Origin of the sequence: Streptomyces sp. NPDC007189 (assembly GCF_040703635.1) — a bacterium.
Taxonomy (GTDB): domain Bacteria; phylum Actinomycetota; class Actinomycetes; order Streptomycetales; family Streptomycetaceae; genus Streptomyces.
The window spans coordinates 80,996-104,421 of the sequence record NZ_JBEYEY010000016.1 but is presented as its reverse complement, the minus strand read 5'-3'; the positions used below and the strand labels follow the sequence as shown (position 1 = coordinate 104,421).

At 72.2% G+C, this 23,426-nt stretch carries 20 protein-coding genes and 1 pseudogene; 9 read left to right on the top strand and 12 right to left on the bottom strand.

Annotated elements, in window-relative coordinates:
• Positions 1-2: 2 nt before the first annotated feature.
• Positions 3-887, bottom strand: coding sequence for an amidohydrolase family protein (locus tag AB0950_RS29315; RefSeq protein ID WP_366779767.1), 885 nt, complete (start codon positions 885-887; stop codon positions 3-5).
• A 2-nt stretch (positions 888-889) separates the two neighbouring features.
• On the bottom strand, positions 890-1,807 hold the full coding sequence (locus AB0950_RS29310; protein ID WP_360151602.1) for an SDR family oxidoreductase: 918 nt from the start codon (positions 1,805-1,807) through the stop codon (positions 890-892).
• Between the two features lie 234 nt (positions 1,808-2,041).
• On the opposite strand from AB0950_RS29310, the gene AB0950_RS29305 reads away from it, so the two are divergent.
• From AB0950_RS29305 to AB0950_RS29290, 4 genes are all read left to right on the top strand, one after another.
• Positions 2,042-2,467 carry a MarR family transcriptional regulator gene (locus AB0950_RS29305; protein WP_366779766.1) on the top strand — a complete coding sequence of 142 codons (426 nt, stop codon included), beginning with the start codon at positions 2,042-2,044 and terminating at the stop codon, positions 2,465-2,467.
• Positions 2,468-2,546: 79 nt separating this feature from the next.
• Positions 2,547-3,368 carry a PaaX family transcriptional regulator C-terminal domain-containing protein gene (locus AB0950_RS29300; RefSeq protein ID WP_360151596.1) on the top strand — a complete coding sequence of 274 codons (822 nt, stop codon included), beginning with the start codon at positions 2,547-2,549 and terminating at the stop codon, positions 3,366-3,368.
• A gap of 210 nt (positions 3,369-3,578) precedes the next feature.
• On the top strand, positions 3,579-4,991 hold the full coding sequence (locus tag AB0950_RS29295; RefSeq protein WP_360151593.1) for an alpha/beta hydrolase: 1,413 nt from the start codon (positions 3,579-3,581) through the stop codon (positions 4,989-4,991).
• 15 nt (positions 4,992-5,006) lie between these two features.
• Positions 5,007-6,596, top strand: a complete 1,590-nt coding sequence (locus AB0950_RS29290) for an MFS transporter (protein WP_366779765.1) — start codon at positions 5,007-5,009, stop codon at positions 6,594-6,596.
• 91 nt (positions 6,597-6,687) lie between these two features.
• Here the strand turns inward: AB0950_RS29290 and AB0950_RS29285 are convergent, their stop codons facing one another.
• From AB0950_RS29285 to AB0950_RS29265, 5 genes are all read right to left on the bottom strand, one after another.
• Complete coding sequence (locus AB0950_RS29285; RefSeq protein ID WP_360151587.1) at positions 6,688-7,041, bottom strand: hypothetical protein; 354 nt, start codon at positions 7,039-7,041, stop codon at positions 6,688-6,690.
• A gap of 298 nt (positions 7,042-7,339) precedes the next feature.
• Positions 7,340-9,745 (bottom strand): glycoside hydrolase family 3 N-terminal domain-containing protein, encoded by a 2,406-nt coding sequence (locus tag AB0950_RS29280; protein WP_366779764.1) that lies wholly within the window; start codon positions 9,743-9,745, stop codon positions 7,340-7,342.
• Positions 9,742-10,560: a carbohydrate ABC transporter permease gene (locus AB0950_RS29275; RefSeq protein WP_360151581.1), complete on the bottom strand. Its 819-nt coding sequence runs from the start codon at positions 10,558-10,560 to the stop codon at positions 9,742-9,744. Before AB0950_RS29275 ends, AB0950_RS29280 begins: the two co-directional genes overlap by 4 nt.
• Positions 10,557-11,513: a sugar ABC transporter permease gene (locus AB0950_RS29270; RefSeq protein ID WP_360151578.1), complete on the bottom strand. Its 957-nt coding sequence runs from the start codon at positions 11,511-11,513 to the stop codon at positions 10,557-10,559. Before AB0950_RS29270 ends, AB0950_RS29275 begins: the two co-directional genes overlap by 4 nt.
• An 8-nt stretch (positions 11,514-11,521) precedes the next feature.
• Positions 11,522-12,808: an extracellular solute-binding protein gene (locus AB0950_RS29265; protein ID WP_360152079.1), complete on the bottom strand. Its 1,287-nt coding sequence runs from the start codon at positions 12,806-12,808 to the stop codon at positions 11,522-11,524.
• 152 nt (positions 12,809-12,960) lie between these two features.
• Here AB0950_RS29265 and AB0950_RS29260 point away from each other — a divergent pair, with 152 nt between their 5' ends.
• The 3 genes and pseudogenes from AB0950_RS29260 to AB0950_RS29250 form a co-directional block, all read left to right on the top strand.
• Positions 12,961-13,983 (top strand): LacI family DNA-binding transcriptional regulator, encoded by a 1,023-nt coding sequence (locus AB0950_RS29260; protein ID WP_360569765.1) that lies wholly within the window; start codon positions 12,961-12,963, stop codon positions 13,981-13,983.
• Between the two features lie 311 nt (positions 13,984-14,294).
• On the top strand, positions 14,295-14,990 hold the full coding sequence (locus AB0950_RS29255; protein ID WP_360151572.1) for a glycoside hydrolase family 11 protein: 696 nt from the start codon (positions 14,295-14,297) through the stop codon (positions 14,988-14,990).
• 70 nt (positions 14,991-15,060) lie between these two features.
• Positions 15,061-15,766: pseudogene (locus tag AB0950_RS29250) on the top strand (polysaccharide deacetylase family protein); the annotation flags it as partial.
• Positions 15,767-15,929: 163 nt separating this feature from the next.
• On the opposite strand, the gene AB0950_RS29245 reads toward AB0950_RS29250, so the two are convergent.
• Positions 15,930-16,565: a DUF6629 family protein gene (locus AB0950_RS29245; protein ID WP_366779763.1), complete on the bottom strand. Its 636-nt coding sequence runs from the start codon at positions 16,563-16,565 to the stop codon at positions 15,930-15,932.
• A 144-nt stretch (positions 16,566-16,709) separates the two neighbouring features.
• On the opposite strand from AB0950_RS29245, the gene AB0950_RS29240 reads away from it, so the two are divergent.
• Together AB0950_RS29240 and AB0950_RS29235 are read left to right on the top strand one after the other, a co-directional pair.
• A complete protein-coding gene (locus tag AB0950_RS29240) occupies positions 16,710-16,925 on the top strand; it encodes a DUF4177 domain-containing protein (protein ID WP_055703870.1) in 216 nt (71 codons plus the stop codon).
• Between the two features lie 180 nt (positions 16,926-17,105).
• Positions 17,106-19,541: a SpoIIE family protein phosphatase gene (locus tag AB0950_RS29235; protein WP_360151565.1), complete on the top strand. Its 2,436-nt coding sequence runs from the start codon at positions 17,106-17,108 to the stop codon at positions 19,539-19,541.
• 13 nt (positions 19,542-19,554) lie between these two features.
• Here AB0950_RS29235 and AB0950_RS29230 read toward each other — a convergent pair whose 3' ends face one another.
• The 4 genes from AB0950_RS29230 to AB0950_RS29215 form a co-directional block, all read right to left on the bottom strand.
• Positions 19,555-20,544, bottom strand: a complete 990-nt coding sequence (locus AB0950_RS29230; protein ID WP_366779762.1) for an XdhC family protein — start codon at positions 20,542-20,544, stop codon at positions 19,555-19,557.
• 102 nt (positions 20,545-20,646) lie between these two features.
• Positions 20,647-21,657, bottom strand: a complete 1,011-nt coding sequence (gene denD / locus AB0950_RS29225) for a D-erythronate dehydrogenase (RefSeq protein ID WP_366779761.1) — start codon at positions 21,655-21,657, stop codon at positions 20,647-20,649.
• Positions 21,658-21,803: 146 nt separating this feature from the next.
• The gene (locus tag AB0950_RS29220) at positions 21,804-22,988 is read right to left on the bottom strand and encodes a YbfB/YjiJ family MFS transporter (RefSeq protein ID WP_360152076.1); all 1,185 of its coding nucleotides are present in this window, start codon (positions 22,986-22,988) and stop codon (positions 21,804-21,806) included.
• A 125-nt stretch (positions 22,989-23,113) separates the two neighbouring features.
• Positions 23,114-23,416, bottom strand: a complete 303-nt coding sequence (locus AB0950_RS29215) for a muconolactone Delta-isomerase family protein (protein ID WP_366779760.1) — start codon at positions 23,414-23,416, stop codon at positions 23,114-23,116.
• Positions 23,417-23,426: the final 10 nt, after the last annotated feature.

Genomic DNA, 23,426 nt, shown 5'->3' with positions numbered 1-23,426 from the left:
CCTTACGGTTTCGTCAGCCCGAGCAGCCGGGCCGCGTTCTCCTTGAGGATCCTGGGCCTGACCTCGTCCTTGACGGACAGCTTCGCGAAGTCGGCCAGCCAGCGGTCCGGGGTGAGCACCGGGAAGTCGGAGCCGAACAGGACCTTGTCCTTCAGCAGTGTGTTGGCGTACTGCACCAGCTGCGGCGGGAAGTACTTCGGCGACCAGCCGGAGAGGTCGATGTGCACGCCGGGTTTGTGGGTCGCCACCGCGAGCGCCTCGTCCTGCCAGGGGAACGACGGGTGCGCCAGGATGATCTTCATGTGGGGGAAGTCCGCGGCCACGTCGTCCACATGGAGCGGGTTGGAGTACTTCAAGCGGATGCCTCCCCCGCCGGGCACGCCGGCGCCGATGCCGGTCTGCCCGGTGTGGAAGAGGGCGATGGTGCCGGTCTCCTCGATCACCTCGTACAGGCCGTACGCCACCGAGCGGTCGTCGGGGAAGAAGCCCTGGATGCTGGGGTGGAACTTGAAGCCCTTCACCCCGTACTCCTCGACCAGCCGCCGGGCCTGCTTCACGCCCGCCCTGCCGCGGAAGGGGTCGACGGAGGCGAAGGGGATGAGGACGTCCGCGTTGGCCGCCGCGGCCTCGGCGACCTCCTCGTTGGGGACGGGCGCGGTGCCGGTCGCGGACTCGGCGTCCACGGTGAAGATGACGGCCGCCATCTTCCGCTCGCGGTAGTAGGCGGCGGTCTCCTCCAGGGTGGGCTTCCGGTTGCCCTCGACCTTGAAGTAGGCGGAGGAGGCGTCGTGCAGGTGGTCGTCCAGGGAGGAGTGGCCCTTGGAGGACACCTCCGCGTGGGTGTGGACGTCGATCGCGACGAGGTCCTCGACGTTGAGGGTCGGCATGCTCACGCCTCCGGGATCTTCGGGGCGGGGATGCCCACGGTCTGCGGTTCGGCGCCGACCGAGGTGTGCCAGGCGTCGGCCAGGGCGTCCGGCGTCCATCCGCCGTCGGCGTAGGCGGCCCGGACCTCCTGCGGATGCGACCACAGGGTCACCTTGTCGCCGCCGATCCCGATGCACTGGCCGGTGATGCCGCGGGCGGCCTCGGAGGCCAGGAAGGGGACGAGCGCCGCGCAGTCCTCGGGGGTGCCGAAGCCCTCGCCCTTGCGCAGGAAGTCCGGCAGCGGCTCGCCGTTCCTCATCGCCTCGACGTACGGGGCGAAGGCGGGGATGGTCTCGGTCATCGCGGTGGCGGCGACCGGCACGATCGCGTTGACGGTGATGTGCGCGCGGGCCAGTTCCATGGACCAGGTGCGGGCCATCGCGGCGATCCCGGCCTTGGCGGCGGCGTAGTTGGTCTGGCCGAAGTTGCCCCGCTGCCCGGCCGGGGAGCCGACGAGGACGAGCGTGCCGCCCTCGCCCTGCTCGCGCATCCGGACGGCGGCGGCGCGGGCGCAGGTGAAGGTGCCCCGGAGATGGGTGGTGATCACCGCGTCGAAGTCGTCGTCGGTCATCTTCCACAGCACCTTGTCGCGCAGGATGCCCGCGTTGGTGACGAGGACGTCGAGCCGGCCGAACTCCTCGACGGCACGGTTGACCAGCCGGTCGGCGGCCTCGGCCGTGCCGACGGGGACCACTTCGGCCACGGCGGTGCCGCCGGCCTCGGTGAGGGACTTGACGGCAGCCTCGGCCACGGCGTCGTCGACGTCGTTGACGACCACGGACGCGCCGTGGGCGGCCAGGGCGTGCGCATAGGCCAGGCCGAGGCCCCGGCCGCTGCCGGTGACGACGGCGACCTTGCCGGTCAGATCGATGGTGGGCACGAGCGATCCCTTCGCATGGGGGTGGGGTCGTGGCGAGATCGAAGCTAAGAGCAATAATTGTTGCCGTCAATAGTTGTTGGCCACCTTCCCGGTGCGTCATGCTGGACGCCGTACACGACAAGCCACCCCTCGGGGAGCCCTCACCGGCACTCTCCGGGGGCCGAGACCAGGGGGCCCGCCATCGCCCGCCAGCACACCGACACCCCGACGCCCATCGACGCCGACGAGCCGTGGATGCGGGCGCTGCACGCGGACACGGGCTATCTGCTGTACCGCCTGGGGCTGCGCTCGGGTCAGTTGTTCAACACGTTCCTGCAGGAGTCGGGGCTGCGGCTGCGGCACTACGCGGTGCTGCGCTTCCTCGCCACGTGCGAGGGCGCGCTCCAGCGCGAGCTGAGCGCGCGGCTCGGCTACGACCCGAGCGCGATCGTCGGCCTGGTGGACGACCTGGAGAAGCTGGGCTTCGCCGAGCGCCGCCCCGCCCCGGAGGACCGCCGCAGCCGCATCGTCGTCCTCACCGAGGACGGCCGGGCGTTCCTGCGCGACACGGACCAGGCGGGCCGGCGCGTGACCGACGAACTGCTCACCCCGCTCGCCCCCGGCGAGCGGGAGACGCTGCACACCCTCCTGGTGCGCGTCGCGGAGAACCGGCTCGCCTGAACGCCCGGACGCCGGGCGAGTCGTCCGGGCGCCGGACACCGCGCGTGTCACCCAGGACGCGGCCTCGTAAGGTGTCCGCGTGACCGGTCCTGTCCCCCGCCCCCAGTCGCTCCTGCTCAGCTTCCTCGGTGACGAGGTGCTGGGCCGCGGGGTGTGCGTGTACACGGGCAGCGTCATCGAGGTGTTCCGGCGCGCCGGAGTCGGGGAGCAGGCCACCCGTTCCACGATCGCCCGCATGGTCGGCCGGGGGCTGCTGAGCCGCCGGCGCGAGGGCCGGCGGACCTATGTGGGCCTCACCGAGCGCTCGGAGGCGATCCTGCGCGACGGCGAGCAGCGCATCTGGAAGACGGGTGCGGTCAACCGGGACTGGGACGGCACCTGGACGCTGCTCGGCTTCTCGCTCCCGGAGTCATGGCAGCGCCAACGGCACGACCTGCGCTCGCAGTTGACCTGGGCGGGCTTCGGCGCGCTGTTCAGCGGGCTGTGGATCGCGCCGGGCGAGGCGGACGTCTCCGGGATCGTCGCCGAACTCGGCCTGGAAGCGCATGTGAAGGTCTTCCGGGCGCATGCGGATACCGGGACGGACGTCGCCGAGATGATCGACGACACCTGGGACCTGCCCGAACTGGCCGCCCGCTACCGGGACTTCGAGGCGTCCTGGCAGCCGTACGCCTCGGGCGGCGCGCGCCCGGCCGCCGAGGACGCCCTGGCCCTGCGCCTCCGGCTGACCGCCGAGTGGCTCCAAGTCATCCGCAGCGACCCCCGGTTGCCCCTGCCGCATCTGCCGGCGGACTGGCCCGCGGCCGGCGCCGAGCAGACGTTCCGCACGGTCCACGCCGTGCTGGAGGCGCCCGCACGGGACGCGGCACGCCGGCTGATCGAGACGATTCCGGCGGCGTAGCGCCTCTCGTACCGCACCCGCGGCGGGCCTCGGGCCCGCCATCGGGCGGGCGGTCGCCGCCGCGCACGGCGGTGCGTCCGGCACCGCCGTGATGTTGTGCACTCTATTGACGGCCGCAAGAAAACAGCCCTACATTTTTCCCCACCTTCATTCAGTGCACTGAGCATCTGCCAGGTCTCCGCTCCGCAACCGCCTCGAGGAGCCACCTCCATGCCCGCCAGCACCCGCGCCCGGACTCCCCGGACCCGTCTGCGCATCGCCCTGACCGCCCTCGCCACACTGGCGTCCGCGGCCCTCACCGCCCTCCCCGCACCCGCCGCCCAGGCGGACACCGGGACCACCACTCACCTCACCGGCACCCTCGCCGACGGCGCCGCCTGGATCGCGGACGTTCCCGCCCACTGGAACGGCACCCTGCTGCTGTTCAGCCACGGCTTCGGCCCCACCGTCGCGAACGACGCCCCCTCCGACGCCGTACGCACCGAGTTGCTCGCCGAGGGGTATGCGATGGCCGGGTCGTCGTACGACCCCCATGGCTCGATGTGGGCCCTGAACAGCGCCGAACGCGACCAGTTCGCGACGCTCGACGCCGTCACCGCCAAGATCGGCAGCCCACGGCGCACCCTCGCCGTCGGCCAGTCCATGGGCGGGCTCGTCAACGCGCAGATCGCCCGCGACGGCGCCGGCCGGGTCGACGGCGCGCTCGGCCTGTGCGGGCTGGTCGCGGGCGGCACCGACCTGGACAACTACCAGCTCGACGCCGAGTACACCCTCGCCCGGCTGCTCCTGCCCGGGCAGGACGTCGGCCTGGTCCGCTTCGGCTCCGCCGACGACGCGGCCGCCACCGCCAAGAAGCTCACCGACGCCGTCACCGCCGCCCAGAACACCCCGCAGGGCCGCGCCCGGATCGCGCTCGCCGCGGCCTTCCTCAACCTGCCCGCCTGGGCGCCCGGCCAGGACCGGCCCGCGCCGGCCGACTGGGCGGGCCAGGAGGAACAGCAGTACGCGTGGTTCGCGCAGGGCATCCTGTCCTTCGTCGAGGGCGGCCGGTACGCCGTCGAGCAGTCCGCCGGCGGCGACAACTCCTGGAACCGGGGCGTCGACTACGGCCGCCTGCTCGCCGGTTCCGCGCACGCCCCGCAGGTCCGCGCGCTGTACCGGGCGGCCGGGCTCGACCTGCGCGCCGACCTGGTGTCCCTCACCCGGGGCGCCTCGATCACCGCCGACCCCGCCGCGGTGCGTGCCGCGCAGCGCACCTCGTCCGCCGGTCAGGGCCTCGCCGTGCCGCTGCTGGACGTGCACACGGTCGCCGACAATCTCGTCCCGGTCGAGCAGGAGCGGCGGTTCGGCGACCGGGTGCGCGCGGCGGGGGACGGCGCGCTGCTGCGGCAGGCCTACGTGGAGCGGCAGGGCCACTGCACGTTCACCACGGCCGAGACCGTGGCCGCCCTGCACGCCCTCGACCACCGCGTCGCCACCGGCCACTGGGACGACGCCGCGACCCCGGCCGCGCTCCAGCGCTCCGCCTCCGCCCTGGGCCTGGACGGGGCGGCGTACGTCCCGTACCGCCCGGCCCGCCTGACGGTCGGCCGCGACCGCCCGGCGCTCCCCACCCGCCCCTGACGTTGGGACCCTGTCATGTCCGACGCATCCGCCGCACCGCGCGGTTCTCTCCCCCTCGGCACGCTCGTCGCCGGCTGTCTCGCCGTCTGCCTCGCGCAGATCGGGCTGGCCATACCGGCCACCCTCAACGGCCTGTTCCAGGAGCACCTCCACCCCGTCGGCTCCCAACTCACCTGGATCTCCGACGCGTTCCTGCTGCCCGTCGCCGTCCTGGAACTCACCTTCGGAGTGCTAGGGGACCTCTTCGGCCGCAAGCAGCTCCTCGTCGGCGGCGCGGGGCTGCTGTGCGCGGGCGAGGCCGTCGCCGCGAGCGCCTCCGGCATCCACCAGCTGTGGGCGGGGCAGGCGCTGGCCGGCCTCGGCGCCGCCGCGCTCTTCCCGACCTCGCTCGCCATGATCGCGGCCGGCACGCACACCGGCCCGCAGCGCGCCCGCGCCATCGCCGTATGGGCGTCCAGCCTGTCGGCGGGCGGGTTCCTCGCCCCGCTGCTCGGCGGCATCACCGGCACCTACGGCTCCTGGCGGTCGGCGTTCGTGGTGGTGGCCGCACTGGCCGCGGTCAGCGCCCTGGTCAGTCTCCGGCTGGCCACCAACTCCCGCTCACCCGAGGGCCGTTCGCTCGACATCGGCGGCCAGGTCACCATCGGCGTCGGACTCTTCGCGCTGCTGTACGCCGTCATCCAGGGGCCGGCGGACGGCTGGGGTTCGGCTCCGGTGGTCGTCGCGTTCGTGATCGCGGCGGTGTTCCTGGGCCTCTTCGTGGCCGCCGAGAGCCGGGCCCGCTCGCCCCTGCTGCGGCTGGACCTGTTCCGCAACCGTTCCTTCGCGATCGCGTCGGTCGTCGCGGTCGTGGGCATGTTCAGCTTCCTGGGCACGGCGTATGCGGCGAGCATCCGGCTCGGCCCCATCCAGCACCAGAGCCCGATGCGCACGGCCTTCGCGTTCCTGCTACTCAACGGCATCACCCCGGTGCTCACCCCGCTGACGTCCCGGCTGCTGCACCGGCTGCCGGCACGGGCGCTGCTCTCCACCGGTCTCGCGCTGATCGCCGCGGGCGACTTCCTGGCCGCGGCGCTCGACGTCGGCGACGGGCACCTGACCTCGCTGATCCTGCCGCTCGGCCTGGTCGGCATCGGCTTCGCCTTCACGGTGTCGTCCATCACCGCGACCGCGGTCAACACCGTGCCGCTGCCGCTGGCCGGCATGGCGAGCGCGGCGACCAACCTGCTGCGCGACTTCGGCTTCACCCTCGGGCCCGCGGTCATCGGCGCGGTCGCGCTGAGCCAGGCGGCCTCCCGGGTGACCTCCTCACTGGCCGGCTCGCCGTCCCTGAACGCCGAGTCACGGGCGGCGGCGCACGAGGTGCTGAAGGAGGGCGGCCCTCTCGCCCTGAACTCCGTCCCCGCCGCCTCCCCGCCGGGCGCGGCCCGCGCCTACGCCCTGGACGCCCTCGGCCACGGCTACGCGATCGGTTTCGTGGTGTGCGGCGCGGCCGCCCTCTTCTCGGCCCTGCTGGCGGTGACCGCGCTGCGCGGGCGTACGGCGCAGGAGAGCGGGGCGCCGTCGGAGGAAGGGACGGAGCGAACCGCTTTGGCCGCGGGGTGAGTTGGCGCCCTTCGGGATCGTCTGGTCGTCGGCGTCCCGGCAGCGGCCGGTTCGGCGGCCGCTCTCGGCGGGCGGCCGGGAGTGCCGGAGATCAGTCGCCGGGGCGGAACCGGAGCGCCGACCAGGTGTCGTCGATGGCGATCTGCCGCACGGGCCGCACGCCCCGCTCGGACAGCGCGGCGGCCAGGGTGTCGCGGTTCAGATCGGTGCCGAGCTTCCCGCCCTTCGGGTAGGCCACCCAGGCGAGGGCATCGCGCCGCGCGGCGGCGAGCGCCGCCTGCGCGTCCGGGCCGGAAAGGTCGGCGGAGGTGGTGACGAAGGCGAGCACCGCGTCGGCCGAGGCCGGGTCGGCGCCGGCCTCGGCCTCCAGCTGGACGTCGTCGGGCTTGCCCAGCACGACGACGCTCTGGCCGGGCTTGATCTGCAGCTTGTCGAATACGGACACCTCGCTGATCCTGCCACAGAGCCGCTCGCCGGGGCTGCCGCCGCCCGCCGGCAGGCCCTTGAGCCTTCGGACCGCGGCGACCGCCGGTGTCCGTGCCGTCCGTCATGATCGGAGGCAGCGGGGCGCCGGAGGTCGTCCGGCATCTGCACCTCGGTGCCGTCGGCGTTCAGCCGGGCTCCGAGCAGGGGTGCCTAGCGACGTCGGTCTGCGAGGGCGCCATGCGTGCCGTACGCGCGATGGCCGTTCCCCTCTGTCGGCTTCCAAGGGACCGGCCATGCGCGGGAGGAGACCCGGTGTCTCAGCCGGCGGCTCCCGTCTGCGGTTCGGGCCGCTGATCCGTCTCCTGCTCGAAGCGCGCGTGGAACCGCCGGGTGTGGTCCACGTGGCGTTCCGGGCCGGTCAGGGTGACCGTCGCCGTCAGGCGGGCATCCGTGCTGGACGCCGCCAGGCGCAGGTGCAGTTCGCCCGGTTCGACCACGCGTCGTCCGTCGCGGCCGGTGAAGGAGGCGAGGTCGGCCGGCACGGTCACGCGCAGCCGGCGGCTCTCGCCGGGGGCCAGCGGCACCCGGGTGTAGCCGACGAGGCGCTGCACGGGCTGGACGACGGAGGTGACGGGGTCGTGCAGGTAGAGCTGCACGACCTCGGTGCCGTGCCGTTCCCCGGTGTTGCGGACGGTGAAGGCGAGACAGAACTCGCCGCCGGTGTCCGCCTCCGCCTGCTCGACCGTCAGTTCGCTCCAGTGGAAGGACGTGTAGGACAGTCCGTGGCCGAAGGCGAAGGCCGCTGTGGGGTCGATGTTGGAGACATCGCTGGCCTGCGCGAGCCGGGCGCCGAGGTAGGTGGCGGGCTGAGCGCCGGAGCCGCGCGGCACGCTGACGGGCAGCCGCCCGGAGGGGTTGGTGCGGCCGCTCAGCACTCCGGCGATGCCGGCGGTGCCCTCGGCGCCGGGGAAGAAGGACTGCACCAGGGCGGCCGCCTCCTCCACGGCGCGGCCGAGCGCGTAGGGCCGGCCGGCGAGCAGGACGGTCACGACCGGTGTGCCGCTGTCGAGGAGGGCGTCCAGCAGGTGCTGCTGGGCTCCCGGCAGGGTCAGCGATTCGCTGTCGCAGCCTTCGCCGCTGGTTCCGCGTCCGAAGAGGCCCGCGCGGTCTCCGAGGGCGGCGATGATGACGTCGGCCTCGCGCGCGGCGCGCACGGCCTCGTCGATGCCGGTCACGTCGCCGTCGTCGACGCCGGTGCCGCGTACGACGGTGAACTCGGCGTCGGGGAACTCGTGCCGGAGGGCGTCGTGCAGGGTCGGCAGGTCGATGCCGGCCGGTGTCTCCGGGTGGTGCACGCCGACGTGCTGGGGGAAGGAGTAGCAGCCCAGCACGGCCGTGGCCTCGGTCGCGTTGGGGCCGACCAGGGCGATGCGGCGGGGCCGGTCAAGGGGCAGGGTGCCGTCGTTGGCCAGCAGGACGACCGCTTCCTCGGCGACGGTGCGGGCCAGTTCCCGGTTGGCCGGCGAGTCCAGGTCGATCGTGCCGCGCAGCGTCTCCGGGTCGTCCGGGTCGGCTCCCGCGAGCGCGGCCGGGACCGGGTCCCAGCCGGCGTCGAGCAGGCCGAGCCGGGCCTTCTGGGTGAGCACCCGGCGCAGGGCGCGGTCGATGAGCGCCTCGGGCACCCGGCCCGCCGCGACGGCCTCGGCGAGGGGCGCGCCGAACGTCTTCACCGTGGGCAGTTCCACGTCGACGCCGGCGCGCAGGGCCTTGCCCGCGGCCTCCGCCCAGTCACCGGCGAGTCCGTGCAGGGTCTTGAGGAAGGCGATGCCGAAGTAGTCCGCGACGACCGTGCCCTCGAAGCCCCAGGTGTCGCGCAGCAGCCCGGTGAGAAGGTCCTCGTCGGCCGCCGAGGGCATGCCGTCGGTGTCGGTGTAGGCGTGCATGACGGAGTCCGCTCCGCCCTCGCGCAGCGCCATCTCGAAGGGCGGCAGGACGACGTCCGCGCGCTCGCGCGGGCCCATGCCGACGGGCGCGAGGTTGCGGCCGGCGCGGGAGGCGGAGTAGCCGGCGAAGTGCTTGAGGGTGGCGACGACGCCGGTGGACTGCAGGCCCTGGACGTAGGCGGTGCCGATGCTGCCGACCAGGTACGGGTCCTCTCCGATGGTCTCCTCGACGCGGCCCCAGCGGGCGTCGCGGACCACGTCGAGGACGGGGGCGAGGCCCTGGTGGACGCCCACGGACCGCATGTCGCGGCCGATGGCGGCGGCCATCCGGCGGATCAGGTCCGGGTCGAAGGTGGCGCCCCAGGACAGGGGCACGGGGTAGGCGGTGGCACCCCAGGTGGCGAAGCCGGCCAGGCACTCCTCGTGTGCCAGAGCGGGGATGCGGAAGCGGTTCGCCGCGGTGATCCGCTTCTGGGTGCGCGCCAGGGACAGCGCGCCGAGCGCGGGGTCGACGGGTGCCGTGCCGAAGGGGCGGGTCAGCTGTCCCAGGCCGGCGGGCAGGAGGGCGTCGAGGTCGACGGCCTCCTCCATGTCGTGCTGGTGCGGGGCGACTTCGCCGCCCTCGGCGGAGGCGCCGACCCACACGCCGTACAGTTGGGCGATCTTCTCGTCCAGGGTCATCGCGTCGATCAGCGCGGACACACGGACGGCGATGTCCTGGGTGGGGTCGTTCCAGACAGGGGCTTCGGGGGTGGTCTCTACGGCCACGTTGGCGGTCACTTTCCTCCCACGCCCATCAGGCCCTGGACGAGGGCCCTGCGGGCGAACAGGTAGACGAGCAGGACGGGCACCATCGACAGCATCACGGCGCCCAGCAGGCCGGGGATGTCGATGCCGTGTTCGGTCTGGAAGTTGTACAGACCCAGGGTGATCACCTTGGCCGAGTCGGACTGGGTCAGGACGAGCGGGAACAGGAAGCCGTTCCAGGCCTGCAGCGCGGAGAACACCACGATGGTGGACAGGCCGCCGCGCGAGAGCGGGACGACGAGCTGGAAGAACATCCGCCGCGGGGTCGCTCCGTCCACCGTCATGGCCTCGAACAGCTCCGAGGAGATGTCGCGCATGGCGCCGCTGAGGATCAGGGCCGACATCGGCAGGCAGAACGCGGCGGTGGGCAGGATGATGCCCAGGAGGTTGTCGTACAGGCCGGCTTCGCTGATCAGGTAGAACATCGGGACGATGACCGCCTGGGCGGGGATGGCCAGGCCCAGCAGGAACAGCCGGAAGATCTGCGAGGTGACCCGGCTGCGGCTGCGGACGATCGCGTAGGCGAGCGGCGGTACGAGCAGCAGCACCACGCCGACGACGCAGACGGTGACGATGATGGTGTTGAGGAAGTACCGGCCGAAGCCCGAGTCGAAGGCCGAGGTGTAGTTGTGCAGGGTGAAGTCGTGGGGGAAGGACAGCGGCCCGTTCGTGGCGTAGTCCTGCCGGGTGCGCAGGGTCGCCGCGAGCATCACGTACAGCGGCAGGCCGACCAGGACGAGCCAGACGATCGAGCCCGCTCCTGCCAGGTAGTTGGGGCGTCGCCTCATGAGACACCCTCCATGTCGCTGCGCATCTTGTCGTAGCCGGAGACGCGGACGACGATCAGCGAGATGATCGTGGCCGCGACGACCAGGCAGAGCGCGATGGCCGAGCCCGCGCCGAAGTCGAAGCCCTGGAAGGCCTTTTGGTACATGTAGTAGGCGCTGATCGTGGTGTCGCTGCCGGGGCCGCCCTGGGTGAGGATGAGCACCGTCTCGAACGTGGTGAGCCCGCCGACGACCATGAGGATCATCGAGGTGATCATCGAGTTGCGCAGCTGGGGCAGGGTGATGTGGAAGAACTGGCGGTAGCGTCCCGCGCCGTCGATCTCGGCCGCCTGGTACAGCACCTGCGGTACGGCGCGGGCGGCGCCCTGGTAGATGAGCGTGTGGAACGGCGTGAACTGCCAGGTGCTGACGAAGGCGAGCACGCCGATGGCGGTGGCCTGCTTGCCGAACAGGTTGCCGTCCCCGAACAGCCAGGTCATCCGTGCGGGGATGCCGAAGTTCGGGTCGAGCAGCGCCCGCCAGAGCACCGACACCGCGGTGGAGGACAGCAGCAGCGGGACGAAGTAGATCGCCGAGAGCACCGCGCGGTTGCGCTGGTGCCCGGCGGCCCACACTCCGAGCACGATGCTCAGCGGCGTCTGCAGGACCACGCCCAGGGTGGTGAGCAGGAGGGTGAGCCAGATGCTCTTGATCATCACCGGGTCGTCGAGGATGCGGTGCCAGTTGTCCAGGCCGACGAACCGGGGTGATCCCAGGCCGTTCCAGCTCATGAAGGACAGCACCGCCACCACGACGAGCGGGACGATGGCGAAGAGGGCGAAGAAGACGGTCGCGGGCAGCGCCCAGAGGAAGGTGGGGCGCGTGCCGCGGGCGGCGCGGGTTTCCTCCGGCCGGCGCCGGGCCCGCTTGGGGGCCACGGCGGCGGGCGGAGCACTGGTGGTCTGTGTGCTCATGAGGGGTGTCACTCGGCGGGGAGGGCCTGCATGGCCTTGATGAAGCCGTCCGCGTCGATCTGTCCGTCGAAGAACTGCTGGACGGCCTGGTGGATCGGCGTGTTGGCCGCCGGCGGGTAGGCCTGGTCCCACGACAGCTGGAAGGACTTGGCCTTGGCGACGAGGTCGTACTGGAAGCGGGAGTACGCGGGGCTCGCCGACTGGTCGAGGAACTTCGGGGTGTTGGTCGTCGTCGGCAGGTTGCCGATGGCCAGCTGGGCCTTGACGAACTCGTCCGAGTACATGAGCTTCAGGAACTTGGCGACGGCGTCGGGGTGCTTGGTCCGCTTCAGCACGGAGTAGAAGTTGTTGGTGTTGCCGACCACGTCGGAGGTGTCGCCCTTGCCGCCGGGGACGGTCGGGAACGCGGTGTAGCCGAGCCCCTTGGCGGCGAAGTCCTTGGCGTCCTGCTGCTGCTGGGCGTAGTACCAGGAGCCCATCAGCTCGAAGCCGGCCTTGCCGGATGCGACGAGCGCGGGCGAGGCGCCGTTGGTGTACTTCACCGAGTCGTAGTTCTTGCCGAAGGCCCCGGCGTCCACGAGCTGCTTGAGCATGCCGAGCGCCTTCTTGCTGTCCGCACCGGCCCACGCGTTCTTGTCGCCGTCGAGGGCCTTCTGGAACAGGCCCGGTCCGGCGATCCGGTCGTAGACGTACTCGAACCACATGAGGGTCGGCCACTGGTCGCCGCCGCCGAGGGCGATGGGCGTGACGCCCGCGGACTTCAGCTTCTTCACCGCGGCGAGCAACTCGTCCCAGGTCTGGGGCGGCTTGACGCCCGCCTTGTCGAGCACGTTCTTGTTGTTGAACAGCAGGACCGGCTGGGTGCCGCGCATGGGGACGCCGTAGGGGTGGCCGTCGACGACGGCGCTGTTGAAGACGGCGGGCAGGAACTTGTCGTCCAGGCTGGGGTCCTTCTTGACGAAGTCGTCCAGCGGCATCAGCAGCCCGGCCTTGACGAACGGCTGGATGCTGCCGCCGCCCCAGTTGAAGAAGATGTCGGGCGCCTTCGGTGTGCTGATGATCGTCTGCAGCTTCTGCTGGTAGTCGGCGCCGGGGATGGTGTCGAGGACGGCCTTGACGTCCGAGGTCTTGTTGAAGGTGTCGACGATCTGCTTCTCCACCTTGTTGCTGGCGTCGCCGTACACCAGGACATGGATCCTGCCGTCGTCCGCCGAGCCTCCCCCGCTGCTGTTCCCGCAGGCCGCGAGACTCGCCGAGAGGGCGAGTGCCGTGGCACAGACGAGCACCCGGGACATCCCTACACGCATGATCATCCGCCTTCCGAAAGTTTCGGCATCCTCGCCGAAAGTACTGCGGCTGGACAGTAGGCGCACAGAGGAGAATCGGTCAACGGTCGTGCATCCACGCGGCCAAACCGTTATCGGTCGCCATGGCCTATGCTGCGGCCATGCGCGAAGAAGACCAGGTGGCCCGCAGAGTCACACTGGCGACCGTGGCCAGGGAAGCCGGTGTCTCGCTTCCGACAGTTTCGAAGGTGCTCAACGGTCGTTCGGATGTGTCGTCTGCGACCCGGGCCAAGATCGAGCATCTCCTGGAGGCCCACGGCTACCGCCGGCGCACGCTGGGCGCGCCGCCGACGCCCCTCATCGAGATCGTGTTCCACGAGCTGGAGAGCGTCTGGGCGATGGAGCTCATCCGGGGCGTGGAGAACGTCGCCAAGCAGCACAACGCGACCGTCGCGCTCACGGAGAGCGGTACCCGGCAGGCCCCCGGGCCCGAGTGGATCGAGGGTGTGCTGCGCCGCCGGCCCCTGGGGGTGCTCCTGGTCTTCTCCACCCTGCCCGAGGACGTGAAGCGGCAGCTCGTCTCCCGGGCCATACCCTTCGTGATCGTGGATCCGGCCGGCGATCCCGACCCCGACGTCCCGTCCGTCGGTTCGGCCAACTGGGCCGGCGGTCTGGCCGCCACGCGGCACCTCACCGACCAGGGCCACCGGCGCGTCGCCATCATCACCGGCCCCGAGGACCTGATGTGCTCGCTGGCCCGCCTGGACGGCTACCGCTCGGCGCTGGCGATGGCCGGTATCGACGCGGATCCCGGGCTGGTACGTTTCGGCGACTTCCACGTCCAGGGCGGTTTCGAGCACGCGCTGGACCTGCTGCGGCGCCCGGACCGGCCCACGGCGATCTTCGCCGGCAGCGACCTGCAGGCCCTCGGCGTCCTGGAGGCGGCACGGGTGCTGGGGCTCAGCGTGCCCGGTGAGCTGTCGGTGGTCGGTTACGACGACGTGCCGCCGGCCCAGTGGTCGAGCCCGCCGCTGACCACGGTCCACCAGCCGCTCCAGCGCATGGCCGAGGAAGCGGCCCGTATGCTTCTGCAACCGAAGAACGCCAAGATGTCCGCCTCGCGGATCGAACTGGCCACGCATCTCGTGGAACGCCAGAGCACCGCACCGCCGACCCCGGACTGAGGGTCTTCGAAATTTTCGTAACGATCATTCGAACACTGCGAGGGCGGGGCGCGGATTGAATACCACCCCGAGAAGGCCTCCGTAAGAGTCATGAGAGGTCAGACGAGTCATCGCACCGCGCCAAGCGAAAGTTTCGTTAATAGACGGGGCTCTGATGGCCCGACTTTCGTTGAAGTTTCGGAAACGAAGGCGTTGACCGCCCTTCCGGGCCGGGCGCATACTCACTGGCGCTCGACGCCCCGCAGCGGCGCCAGTTCGCCCGTTTCATCTCGCTGCCGGGTCTGCCCATCGGCCTTCACACAGGAGGAAGCATGGACATGGACCACGCGTTCGACCACTCGATGAGCCGCAGAGGCTTCATCGGCCGCGCCGGTGCCCTGGCACTGGCCACCTCCGCGTCCGGGCTGCTGCTGCCCGGCACCGCGCACGCGGCGACGACCATCACCACGAACCAGACCGGCACCAACAACGGCTTCTACTACTCGTTCTGGACCGACGGCGGCGGGTCCGTCTCCATGACCCTCGGCTCCGGCGGCAACTACAGCACCTCGTGGACGAACTGCGGGAACTTCGTCGCCGGCAAGGGCTGGAGCAACGGCGGGCGCCGGACCGTGCAGTACTCGGGCAGCTTCAACCCGTCCGGCAACGGCTATCTGTCCCTGTACGGATGGACCTCGAACCCGCTCGTCGAGTACTACATCGTCGACAACTGGGGCACCTACCGGCCCACCGGCACCTACAAGGGCACCGTCACCTCCGACGGCGGCACCTACGACGTCTACGAGACGACGCGGTACAACGCCCCGTCCGTGGAGGGCACCAAGACCTTCAACCAGTACTGGAGCGTCCGGCAGTCGAAGCGGACCGGCGGCACCATCACCACCGGCAACCACTTCGACGCGTGGGCGCGCTACGGCATGCCGCTGGGCAGCTTCAGCTACTACATGATCCTCGCCACCGAGGGCTACCAGAGCAGCGGCAGCTCCAACATCACGGTGAGCGGCTGACGTTCGCTTCCGCGACGGCTGAATCCACTCCCGGCCCCGACCACGCCGACACGAGGAGGACCATCCCCGCATGCGCACCCCAGCACGTTCCCGCGTCATGGCCCTGGCCGCCGCCGCGACGGCCGTGGCCGCCACCGTCACGCTGTCCGTCGACGCCGGACCGGCGCACGCCGCGACCTGCAACGGATACGTCGGGCTCACCTTCGACGACGGCCCGTCCAACGACCACACCCCGGCCCTGCTCAACGCGCTCAGGCAGAACGGACTGCGCGCCACCCTGTTCAACGAGGGCCAGTACGCCGCGGCCTACCCGTCCCAGGTGCGGGCCGAGATCAACGCCGGCATGTGGGTCGGCAACCACAGCTACACCCATCCGCACCTGACCCAGCTGAGCCAGTCGCAGATCGACTCCGAGATCTCCCGCACCCAGCAGGCCATCGCCAGTGCGGGCGGCGGAACTCCGCAACTGTTCCGTCCCCCCTACGGCGAGACCAACGCCACCGTGCAGGGGGTCGAGGCCAAGTACGGCCTGACACAGGTCATCTGGGACATCGACTCGCAGGACTGGAACGGCGCGAGCACGGACGCGATCGTGCAGGCCAACGCCCGGCTCACCAACGGCCAGATCATCCTGATGCACGAGTGGCCCGCCAACACGCTCGCGGCGATCCCCCGCATCGCACAGGTGCTGGCGAGCAAGGGCTTGTGCGCCGGCAGGATCTCGCCGCAGACAGGCCGCGCCGTGGCCCCCTGACGGGGGCGGGGGCTCCGGTGGAGCGGTGGCAGCACGCCGTCTCGCCGGAAAGCACCTTGCGGCCCATCGGCCCGGTCCCCTGCGGGACCGGGCCACATGCGTGGGCGGCGGAATTCGGCGATGCCTCCGTACCGGACAAGTCCCCTTTCGCTGTTCGGCAGTTGGACACAGGTCGCCGTGCCCTCCTACGCGCCCGACCGCGCACCGGCGGACATCCGGCGTGCGCGCACCCACCCGAACAGCACCACGGAACACAGCGCCGCGAACGCACACCAGGTCGACACGAACTCCAGTCGCCACAGCGCCCAGCACACCGCCGCGCCCACGGCGGCCAGGACGCCCAGCACGAGCAGCCTCCGGTCGCCGGACAGCAGCAAAGAGCCCACCGTGGCCAGCAGATAGCCGACGACGAGCGGCACCACGGGCGAGACGTGCAGGGCGTATCCGACGGTGTGACCGCGGATCTCGGCCGTCACCGGGTCCCCGGCGAGGCCGCAGGCGAGCAGCGCGGCGGTCACCGCTCCCGCGGCGAGGGGGAGGACCAGCCGGAGCCGGGCGTGGGGCGGGGCCACACACATCACGCCCGCCGGAACCCAGAGCGCAGGCACCGGCAGCGCCATCACGGCCCAGGCGACGGTCGCGGGGCCGCCTCCCCCACCCGAGCGCCACACCGCCGACTCCACGATCTGGTGGGCGCCCAGCAGCAACGGCAGTGCTGCGAGCGGCAGTTCACGGCCGCTGCGCACCAGTGCCACACAGGCCACCCCGACCGCCGCGACGGCGCTGCCCGCCGCGAGATCGGCCGTCGCACTCCAGCACATCCACGCCACCAAAGGTCCGTCACGGGCCGTCCGGCTCTGCCGCCGACCACGGTACGTCCTTCTGCCGCGGGCTCCGATGATGATTAGCTTGCCCCGGCCCTCGCGCCCCACCACCCGGCCCGGCAGTCAGGAGGACTCCGCACCATGAGCAGTGGCTACGCGTACGAGTACAAGGTCGTCACCTTCCGGGAGTCGCTGATCGGCGACGCCCTGGACAGCGACAAGCTGGAGAAGGTCCTCAACAAGCACGCGGAGGACGGCTGGGGCCTGAAGGCCATCACCTCCGCCGACGTCAAGGGCCGTATAGGGCCCGGGGCCGTCGAGGGACTGCTGCTGACCTTCGAGCGCCCGCGACAGTGACGCCCGCGGAACCGGCCGGGCGCGGACAGGTCCCCGGCCGGCCGGAGGGCCGTCACGCCTCCGGCGGGCCGGGGACCCCCCTCGGCCTGCCCATCCCGCCGGGCGTCCGGCTCGAAGACACGCCCGGGTCCATGTGAGACTGTGGTGGCAGGAAACCCGTCTGCGGATACGGTCGACGCGATGGATCTCAGGGATCTGGCCGACAGGCACGGGGGCGATCCGTTCGGCATCACGACTGCCGCCGTCGCCCTCGTGGACGTACACGGCCTGATCCGCTACTGGAGCCGGAAGGCCGAGGACCTCCTCGGGTATCCGGCGTCCGGCGTGCTGGGGCGCCCGGCCGCGTCCCTGCTCGCCGGTGAGCGCTCACCCGCCTCCGTGCTCGCCGCGGCCCAGCGGCTCGGGGAGGGCTGGGAGGGGCTGATCACCGCACGTCACCGCGCCGGCCACCCGGTCGAGCTGGCCCTGCGGGTGTGTCCACTGAGCGCCGAGCACGGCTCCGGCTGGCTCGCCGTGGCGTGCGGCGCCTCCGACTCACGCCGGTGGCAACTCGACCAGGCGGTGATGCGCGGCCTGCTGGAGGAGTCGCCGATCGGTATCGCGGTCCTCGACGCCGAGCTGCGCTTCCAGTGGGTGAACCAGGTGCTGGCCGCCATGGAGGGACTGCCGGCCGACCTCGCGACCCCCCGTACGGCGGGGCCCACGGGCCCGGAACAGGTGCCCTCGGCCGTGGACTGGCAGGCCCGCCAGGCGCTGATATCGGGGCAGGGCACGCCGACCGTGGAGCATGTGCAGCCCCCGCACGGCAGGTCCCGGCGCAAGGCGCAGAGCCACCTCAGGCTCCGCTCCTCCTTCCCGCTGAAGGACCTCGACGGCAAGACGCTCGGCGTGTGCCACACCGCTGTCGACTTCACCGCGCAGGACCGGGCACGCGCGCGGCTCGTCCTCGTCAACGAGGCCGCGCAACGCATCGGCACGACGCTGGACCTCGACCGCACGGTGCAGGAACTCGCCGAGGTCCTGGTGCCGCAGCTCGCCGACTTCGTGGCGATCGACCTCTTCCAGGGCGTCCTCGCGGCCCGTGACCTCACCCCCGGACCCGTCACCGGCGGCCCTCTCCAGCGGGCGGCGCACGTGTCGATCCACGAGGAGGCGCCGGAGGCGATCGTGACCATCGGGGAGCCCACCGCGTATCCGGCCAAGTCCCCGCAGCAACGGTGCCTGACCACCGGCCGGCCGATCCTCGATCCGGTGCTGGACCCGACCACGTGGTGGCTGGCGGACGATCCGCAGCGCATGTCCAAGATGATCGGTCTCGGCGTGCACAGCCACCTGGTGGTGCCGCTCCGGGCGCGGGGCGTGACCATGGGGGTGGTCACGCTGCTGCGCTGGGAGAAACCGGGCCCCTTCGACGAGTACGACCTGCTGCTGGTGGAGGAACTGGTGGCGCGCGCGGCGGTGTGCGTGGACAACGCGCGCCGGTTCGTCCGCGAGCACAACGCCGCCCTCGCCCTCCAGACCAGTCTGCTGCCGCCCGACCTGCCCGATCACTGCGCCGTCGAGGTCGCCTACCGCTATCTGCCGGCCGACCCCGAGGCCGGTGTGGGCGGCGACTGGTTCGACGTCATCCCGCTGTCCGGCGCCCGCATCGCCCTGGTCGTCGGGGACGTGGTGGGCCACGGCATCCACGCCGCGGCCAGCATGGGCCGGCTGCGTGCGGCCGTACAGACGCTGGCCGACATGGACCTGCCCCCCGACGAGCTCCTCGCCCACATCGACGACCTCGTCGTGCGCCTTTCCGACGAGGCGGAAGCGGCCGAGAACGGGCCGATGGTGATCGGCGCGACCTGCGTCTACGCGGTCTACGACCCGATCTCGCGGAAACTCAATGTGGCCCGTGCCGGACACCCCACTCCGGCCATCGCCCACCTCAGCGATCCGGTCGAACTGCCCGACATCCCCGCCGGTCCCCCGCTCGGGCTCGGCGGACTGCCCTTCGAGTCGGCCGAGATCGAACTGGAGGAGGGCAGTGTCGTCGCCCTCTACACCGACGGTCTGATCGAGGCGTCGGACCGCGATGTCGACGTCGGCTTCGAGCGGCTCTGCTTCGCCCTGGCCCACCCCGACCGGCCGCTGGAGGAGATCTGCGACACGATGGTCCGCATTCTCCTGCCGGACCACCCGCACGACGACGTCGCCTTCCTCGTCGCCCGGACCCACGCGCTCTCCCCCGACCATGTGGCGTCCTGGGAGGTGCCCTCCGATCCCCGCGCGGTGCACGAGGCACGCGACAACACCACCCGCCAGCTGGCCGCGTGGGGACTGGAGGACATCGCCTTCACCACCGAGCTGATCGTCAGCGAGCTGATCACCAACGCGATCACGCACGCCTGCGGACCGATCGGCCTGCGCCTGATCCGTGAACGGACGCTGATCTGCGAGGTGTCGGACGCCAGCAACACCTCGCCCCATCTGCGCCGCGCCCGCACCACCGACGAGGGCGGCCGCGGCCTCTTCCTCGTCGCGCAGCTCGCCCAGCGCTGGGGTACGCGCTACACCGCCACGGGCAAGACCATCTGGGCGGAACAGCAGGTCCCGGGCAGCGCGCCCTGCTGAGCCGATCCCGCTCTCAACCGGAACTGCGCGTGGCGGCCGCCGCCACGTGGACCTGGCGGCCGTCGAGGGCGGCGAGTACCTCGGCGCAGATGGCCAGTGCCGTCTCGGCCGGGGTGCGAGCGCCCAGGTCGAGGCCGATGGGCCCGTGGATCCGCCCGAGCCGGGTGTCGTCCAGGCCTGCCTTGGCGAGTTCCGCGGCGCGGCGGGCCTGGGTGTGGCGTGAGCCGAGGGCTCCGACGTAGGGGACGCCGCGGGTCAGCGCGTCGTGCAGGACGGGGACGTCGACGTCCGGTTCATGGCTGAGGACGATCAGGCACGCGGCGGCCGGGCGTTCGGCGAGCAGCCGGACGGCGCCCTCGGCGGCGGGCTCCACCGTGGCGTGCCAGCCGAGCAGCCGGGCCTGGGCGTCCAGCAGTCCGGCGAGTTCGCCCTCCCCCACGATGACGAGACGGGGCACGGCCGGGCAGGTCTCGATGAGGACGAGTCCGTCGTCGGTGGCGTGGAGGTCCCGGCCGGCGCGGCGGCGGCCGAGCAGTTCCCGGGCGCGTGCGACGGCCTGGGCGGGTCCGGCGCCGCCCTCGGCCTCGGGTGTCGTCACGGTGCTCGACACCCGGGTACGGGTCTCGTCCAGCCGGGTGATCAGCGCGGCGTCGGCTCCCTGTGCGAGCAGGTCCCACCAGCGGGCGGGCACGGTGTCGAGGGACTGCAGCAGTACTTCGGCCCGGCCGCCGCAGGTCAAGCCCGCCCGCTTCACCTCGCCGTCATGGACGGACACCTCCCGGACGGCGGCGGTGTGGTCCCCGGGCAGGGCAGCGGCCTGCGCCGCCAGGTGCGCGTCGAACACACCGCGGTACAGGGTGCCGGAGCAGTGACCGTCCTGGTCGATCAGGAGGGCGTCGTCGGGGCGCCGGGGGCCGAAGCCCTGCTCGGTGAGGGGGCGGGCGAGGACGCCGGTACGGCCCTGCGCCGCCCACTGCCGTGCCGTCTCCGCGAGTTCACGCATGATCGGGGCCCTCCTCGTCGTGGGCGTCGGCGCCGGGAGACCGTCCGGCCGGCGGCTCCCTGGCCGGAATTCTAGTGAGACGCCCCTGGTGGCTCGGGGTCCTCAGTCGGTCCGGTTCCTCGCGGCCTGGTCGGCGATGTAGTCCTGTACGACGGCGAGGAAGCTCGGGTCGGGTTCGAGACCGAGTGCGGCGGCGCGGCTGTTGTCGAAGGCGGCGGGCCACGTGGCGACGATGGCCTCGGCGGCGGGGTCGGGTCTGACCGTCACCAGGTCGGCGGCGGCGTCGCCCGCCGCCTGCCGCAGCGTGGCGAGCATGTCGGCGACCGAGACGGTGAGCGCGGGCAGGTTGACCGGCGCTAGGCCGTCCAGGCGTCCCGGCCCGCTGCCGCGCTCGGCCTCGGCGATGCGCAGGAGTCCGTGGACCGCGCGGCGCGGTGAGGACAGGGCCACCCGCAGGCCGGGGTGCACCGGGCAGACGGCCGGTCGTCCGGCGAGCGGCTCGCGGATGATGCCGGACAGGAAGCCGGACGCGGCCGCGTTCGGCTTGCCCGGCCGTACGGTGACCGTCATCAGGCGGGCGACGCGTCCGTCGAGGAAGCCGTGACGGGTGTAGTCCGCGATCAGGTACTCGCAGATGAGCTTCTGCGTGCCGTAACTCGATCGCGGCAGGGGCAGGGTCGACTCGCTGACGACCGGCGGCAGCGGCGCCCCGGGCCCCGCGCCGTACACGGCGAGGCTGCTGGAGAACACCACCCGCGGCACCGGGCCGCCGCCGGCCGACTGTGCCCGGGCGGCGTCGAGGAGGGCCCGGGTCGTGTCCACGTTGGCACGCAGGCCGAGGCCGACGTCGGCCTCGCACTCGGCCGACACCGCGGCGGCTAGATGGAACAGCACGTCGACCGGCTCCGCGAACACCTCGTCCAGGCGGTCGAGCAGGTCACCGTGGACGACGTGAACGAGCGGATCGGCCGCCGGCGGCGCGTCGAGCCGTACGACGCGGTCGGCGAGCACCAGACGGTCGATCGGGGTGCCGCCGAACGTCCGCTTGCGCAGCAGTGCTTCGGCGAGGCGGCTCCCGAGGAAGCCGAACCCTCCGGTGACGACGACTCTCACCCGATGTCTCCTCGGTAGCGGTGCGATGCCGACTCCAGTGTGGTCGCGGGCCTCGGGTCCGTCAGGGGGCACACGCTGATGAGGCCGGTGAGGAGCGCCCGCAGTCCGCCCGGCCGGAGCCCACCGTGGTCGTCGCCGGTGCCGCGCTACCGGCCCGGTCCCCGCCCGGCCTCCGGGAAGCCGGCGGACTCGTCGCCGGCCACGGGTGCGGACGGTTCCGGGGACGCTCGGCACGTCATCGTCGTACGGCCCGGGAAACCGGTCCGCAGCACGGCGGCTGCCGCGGCGGCGGCCAGGACCACTGCGGCGGCGAGGAGAAGTGCCTGGTGGTAGCCGTGCCGCAGGAGCGGTGTGACGACCAGTGGGCCGAGCATCTGGCCGACGGAGTATCCGGCGGTCAGCAGGGCCACGGAGCGCGGGAACCGCAGCTGCGCGCCGGTGGCGAGGGCGAGCGTGCTGATGCCGATGAACGTGCCCCCGAACAGGGCGGCGGAGACCAGGGCGGCCGGCACTCCGGTGATCAGGGCCGGCAGGGCGATGCCGGCCGCCTGGATGACGAGCGCGGCCAGCAGCAGGCCGGGGCGGGACCAGCGGCGCCCCAGCCAGGCCCACAGCGCCGCGGACGGCACGGCGGCCAGCCCGACCAGCACCCAGGCACCGCTGCCGGCCCAGCCGGGGGAACTCTGCTCGATCGCGGAGACCAGGAAAGTGCCGGCCACGATGTAGCCGACGCCTTCCAGGCCGTAGGAGACGAACAGGGCGGTGAACCACCGGTGCACCCCTGTGCCTCCGGGCGTTTCCCTGCGGGTTGCGGGCGGGGCGGCGGCCTCGGGGCGGAGGTTCCAGGCGGTGGCGCCGAGGAGGGCTGCGAGGGCGGCCGAGACGTACCAGGCGGTGCGCCAGTCGGCGAGCGGGCCGAGCCAGTGCAGCGCCAGGACGAGCAGGCCCGACAGCGCGATACCGGCGCCGACTCCGCCGAACGCCCAGCCGGGCAGGTGCGCGGGGTGCTCCCGCAGGTGGCTCAGGAGGGAGCTGACGGCGATGACGAAGATCAGTGCGCTGGCCACCCCGGCCGACACCCGGAGCACGAACCACGCCGATGTGTCCTGGGTGGCCGGCATGGCGGCCAGGCTGCCGGTCAGGACGGCCAGGGAAGTGCGCAGGACGGCGGCGGAGCGCACCAGCGCCGGGAGCGCGATGCCCGCGAGTGCTCCCAGGAGATATCCGGCGTAGTTGGCGGTGGCCAGGTTCGCCCCGGCGCCCGCCGTCAGCCCCGCCTGGGTGTGCATCAGGGGCAGGATCGGGGTGTACACGAAGCGGCCGACCCCCATGCCCGCGGCCAGCGCCGCCGCCGCTCGGGCGACATGGCCCCACGGGGAGGCCGGGTGCCCGCCGCCTCGGCCCCGGAGGGCGCCCGGTTGTCGTGCGCGCATGACGGAGTGCTCCGGCCGTGCGCTCACGACGCGGCGCCGGTCCGGCCCGGGTCGTTCGGGTGGGGCTCCAGCGCGGTGACCCTCAGCGTCATCCACGGACGCAGCGGGAGCGTGCCGAGCACCTTCTCGTGCAACTCCTCCTCGTCGGCCGCCCGCCAGATACCCACGCTGCGCGGTTCGCCGACCCGCCGCCACAGCCGTACCAGGTGGCCGGCGGCCGCCAACTCCCCGGCGCGTACGGCCTCCGCGGCACGCCGGCGGTCCACCTCGTCCTGGGCCGTGCCCTCGGGAACGGTGGTGGTGATCTCGACCAGGAACTCCCTCATCTCGACTCCG

What these genes read in the sequence shown, in the direction of transcription:
- AB0950_RS29315 (WP_366779767.1), bottom strand. Translation starts at nt 887, where the DNA reads ATGCCGACCCTCAACGTCGAGGACCTCGTCGCGATCGACGTCCACACC.
- AB0950_RS29305 (WP_366779766.1), top strand. Translation starts at nt 2,042, where the DNA reads ATGCGGGCGCTGCACGCGGACACGGGCTATCTGCTGTACCGCCTGGGG.
- AB0950_RS29295 (WP_360151593.1), top strand. Translation starts at nt 3,579, where the DNA reads ATGCCCGCCAGCACCCGCGCCCGGACTCCCCGGACCCGTCTGCGCATC.
- AB0950_RS29290 (WP_366779765.1), top strand. Translation starts at nt 5,007, where the DNA reads ATGTCCGACGCATCCGCCGCACCGCGCGGTTCTCTCCCCCTCGGCACG.
- AB0950_RS29275 (WP_360151581.1), bottom strand. Translation starts at nt 10,560, where the DNA reads ATGAGGCGACGCCCCAACTACCTGGCAGGAGCGGGCTCGATCGTCTGG.
- AB0950_RS29270 (WP_360151578.1), bottom strand. Translation starts at nt 11,513, where the DNA reads ATGAGCACACAGACCACCAGTGCTCCGCCCGCCGCCGTGGCCCCCAAG.
- AB0950_RS29265 (WP_360152079.1), bottom strand. Translation starts at nt 12,808, where the DNA reads ATGTCCCGGGTGCTCGTCTGTGCCACGGCACTCGCCCTCTCGGCGAGT.
- AB0950_RS29260 (WP_360569765.1), top strand. Translation starts at nt 12,961, where the DNA reads ATGCGCGAAGAAGACCAGGTGGCCCGCAGAGTCACACTGGCGACCGTG.
- AB0950_RS29255 (WP_360151572.1), top strand. Translation starts at nt 14,295, where the DNA reads ATGGACATGGACCACGCGTTCGACCACTCGATGAGCCGCAGAGGCTTC.
- AB0950_RS29245 (WP_366779763.1), bottom strand. Translation starts at nt 16,565, where the DNA reads ATGTGCTGGAGTGCGACGGCCGATCTCGCGGCGGGCAGCGCCGTCGCG.
- AB0950_RS29240 (WP_055703870.1), top strand. Translation starts at nt 16,710, where the DNA reads ATGAGCAGTGGCTACGCGTACGAGTACAAGGTCGTCACCTTCCGGGAG.
- AB0950_RS29235 (WP_360151565.1), top strand. Translation starts at nt 17,106, where the DNA reads ATGGATCTCAGGGATCTGGCCGACAGGCACGGGGGCGATCCGTTCGGC.
- AB0950_RS29230 (WP_366779762.1), bottom strand. Translation starts at nt 20,544, where the DNA reads ATGCGTGAACTCGCGGAGACGGCACGGCAGTGGGCGGCGCAGGGCCGT.
- AB0950_RS29220 (WP_360152076.1), bottom strand. Translation starts at nt 22,988, where the DNA reads ATGGGGGTCGGCCGCTTCGTGTACACCCCGATCCTGCCCCTGATGCAC.
- AB0950_RS29215 (WP_366779760.1), bottom strand. Translation starts at nt 23,416, where the DNA reads ATGAGGGAGTTCCTGGTCGAGATCACCACCACCGTTCCCGAGGGCACG.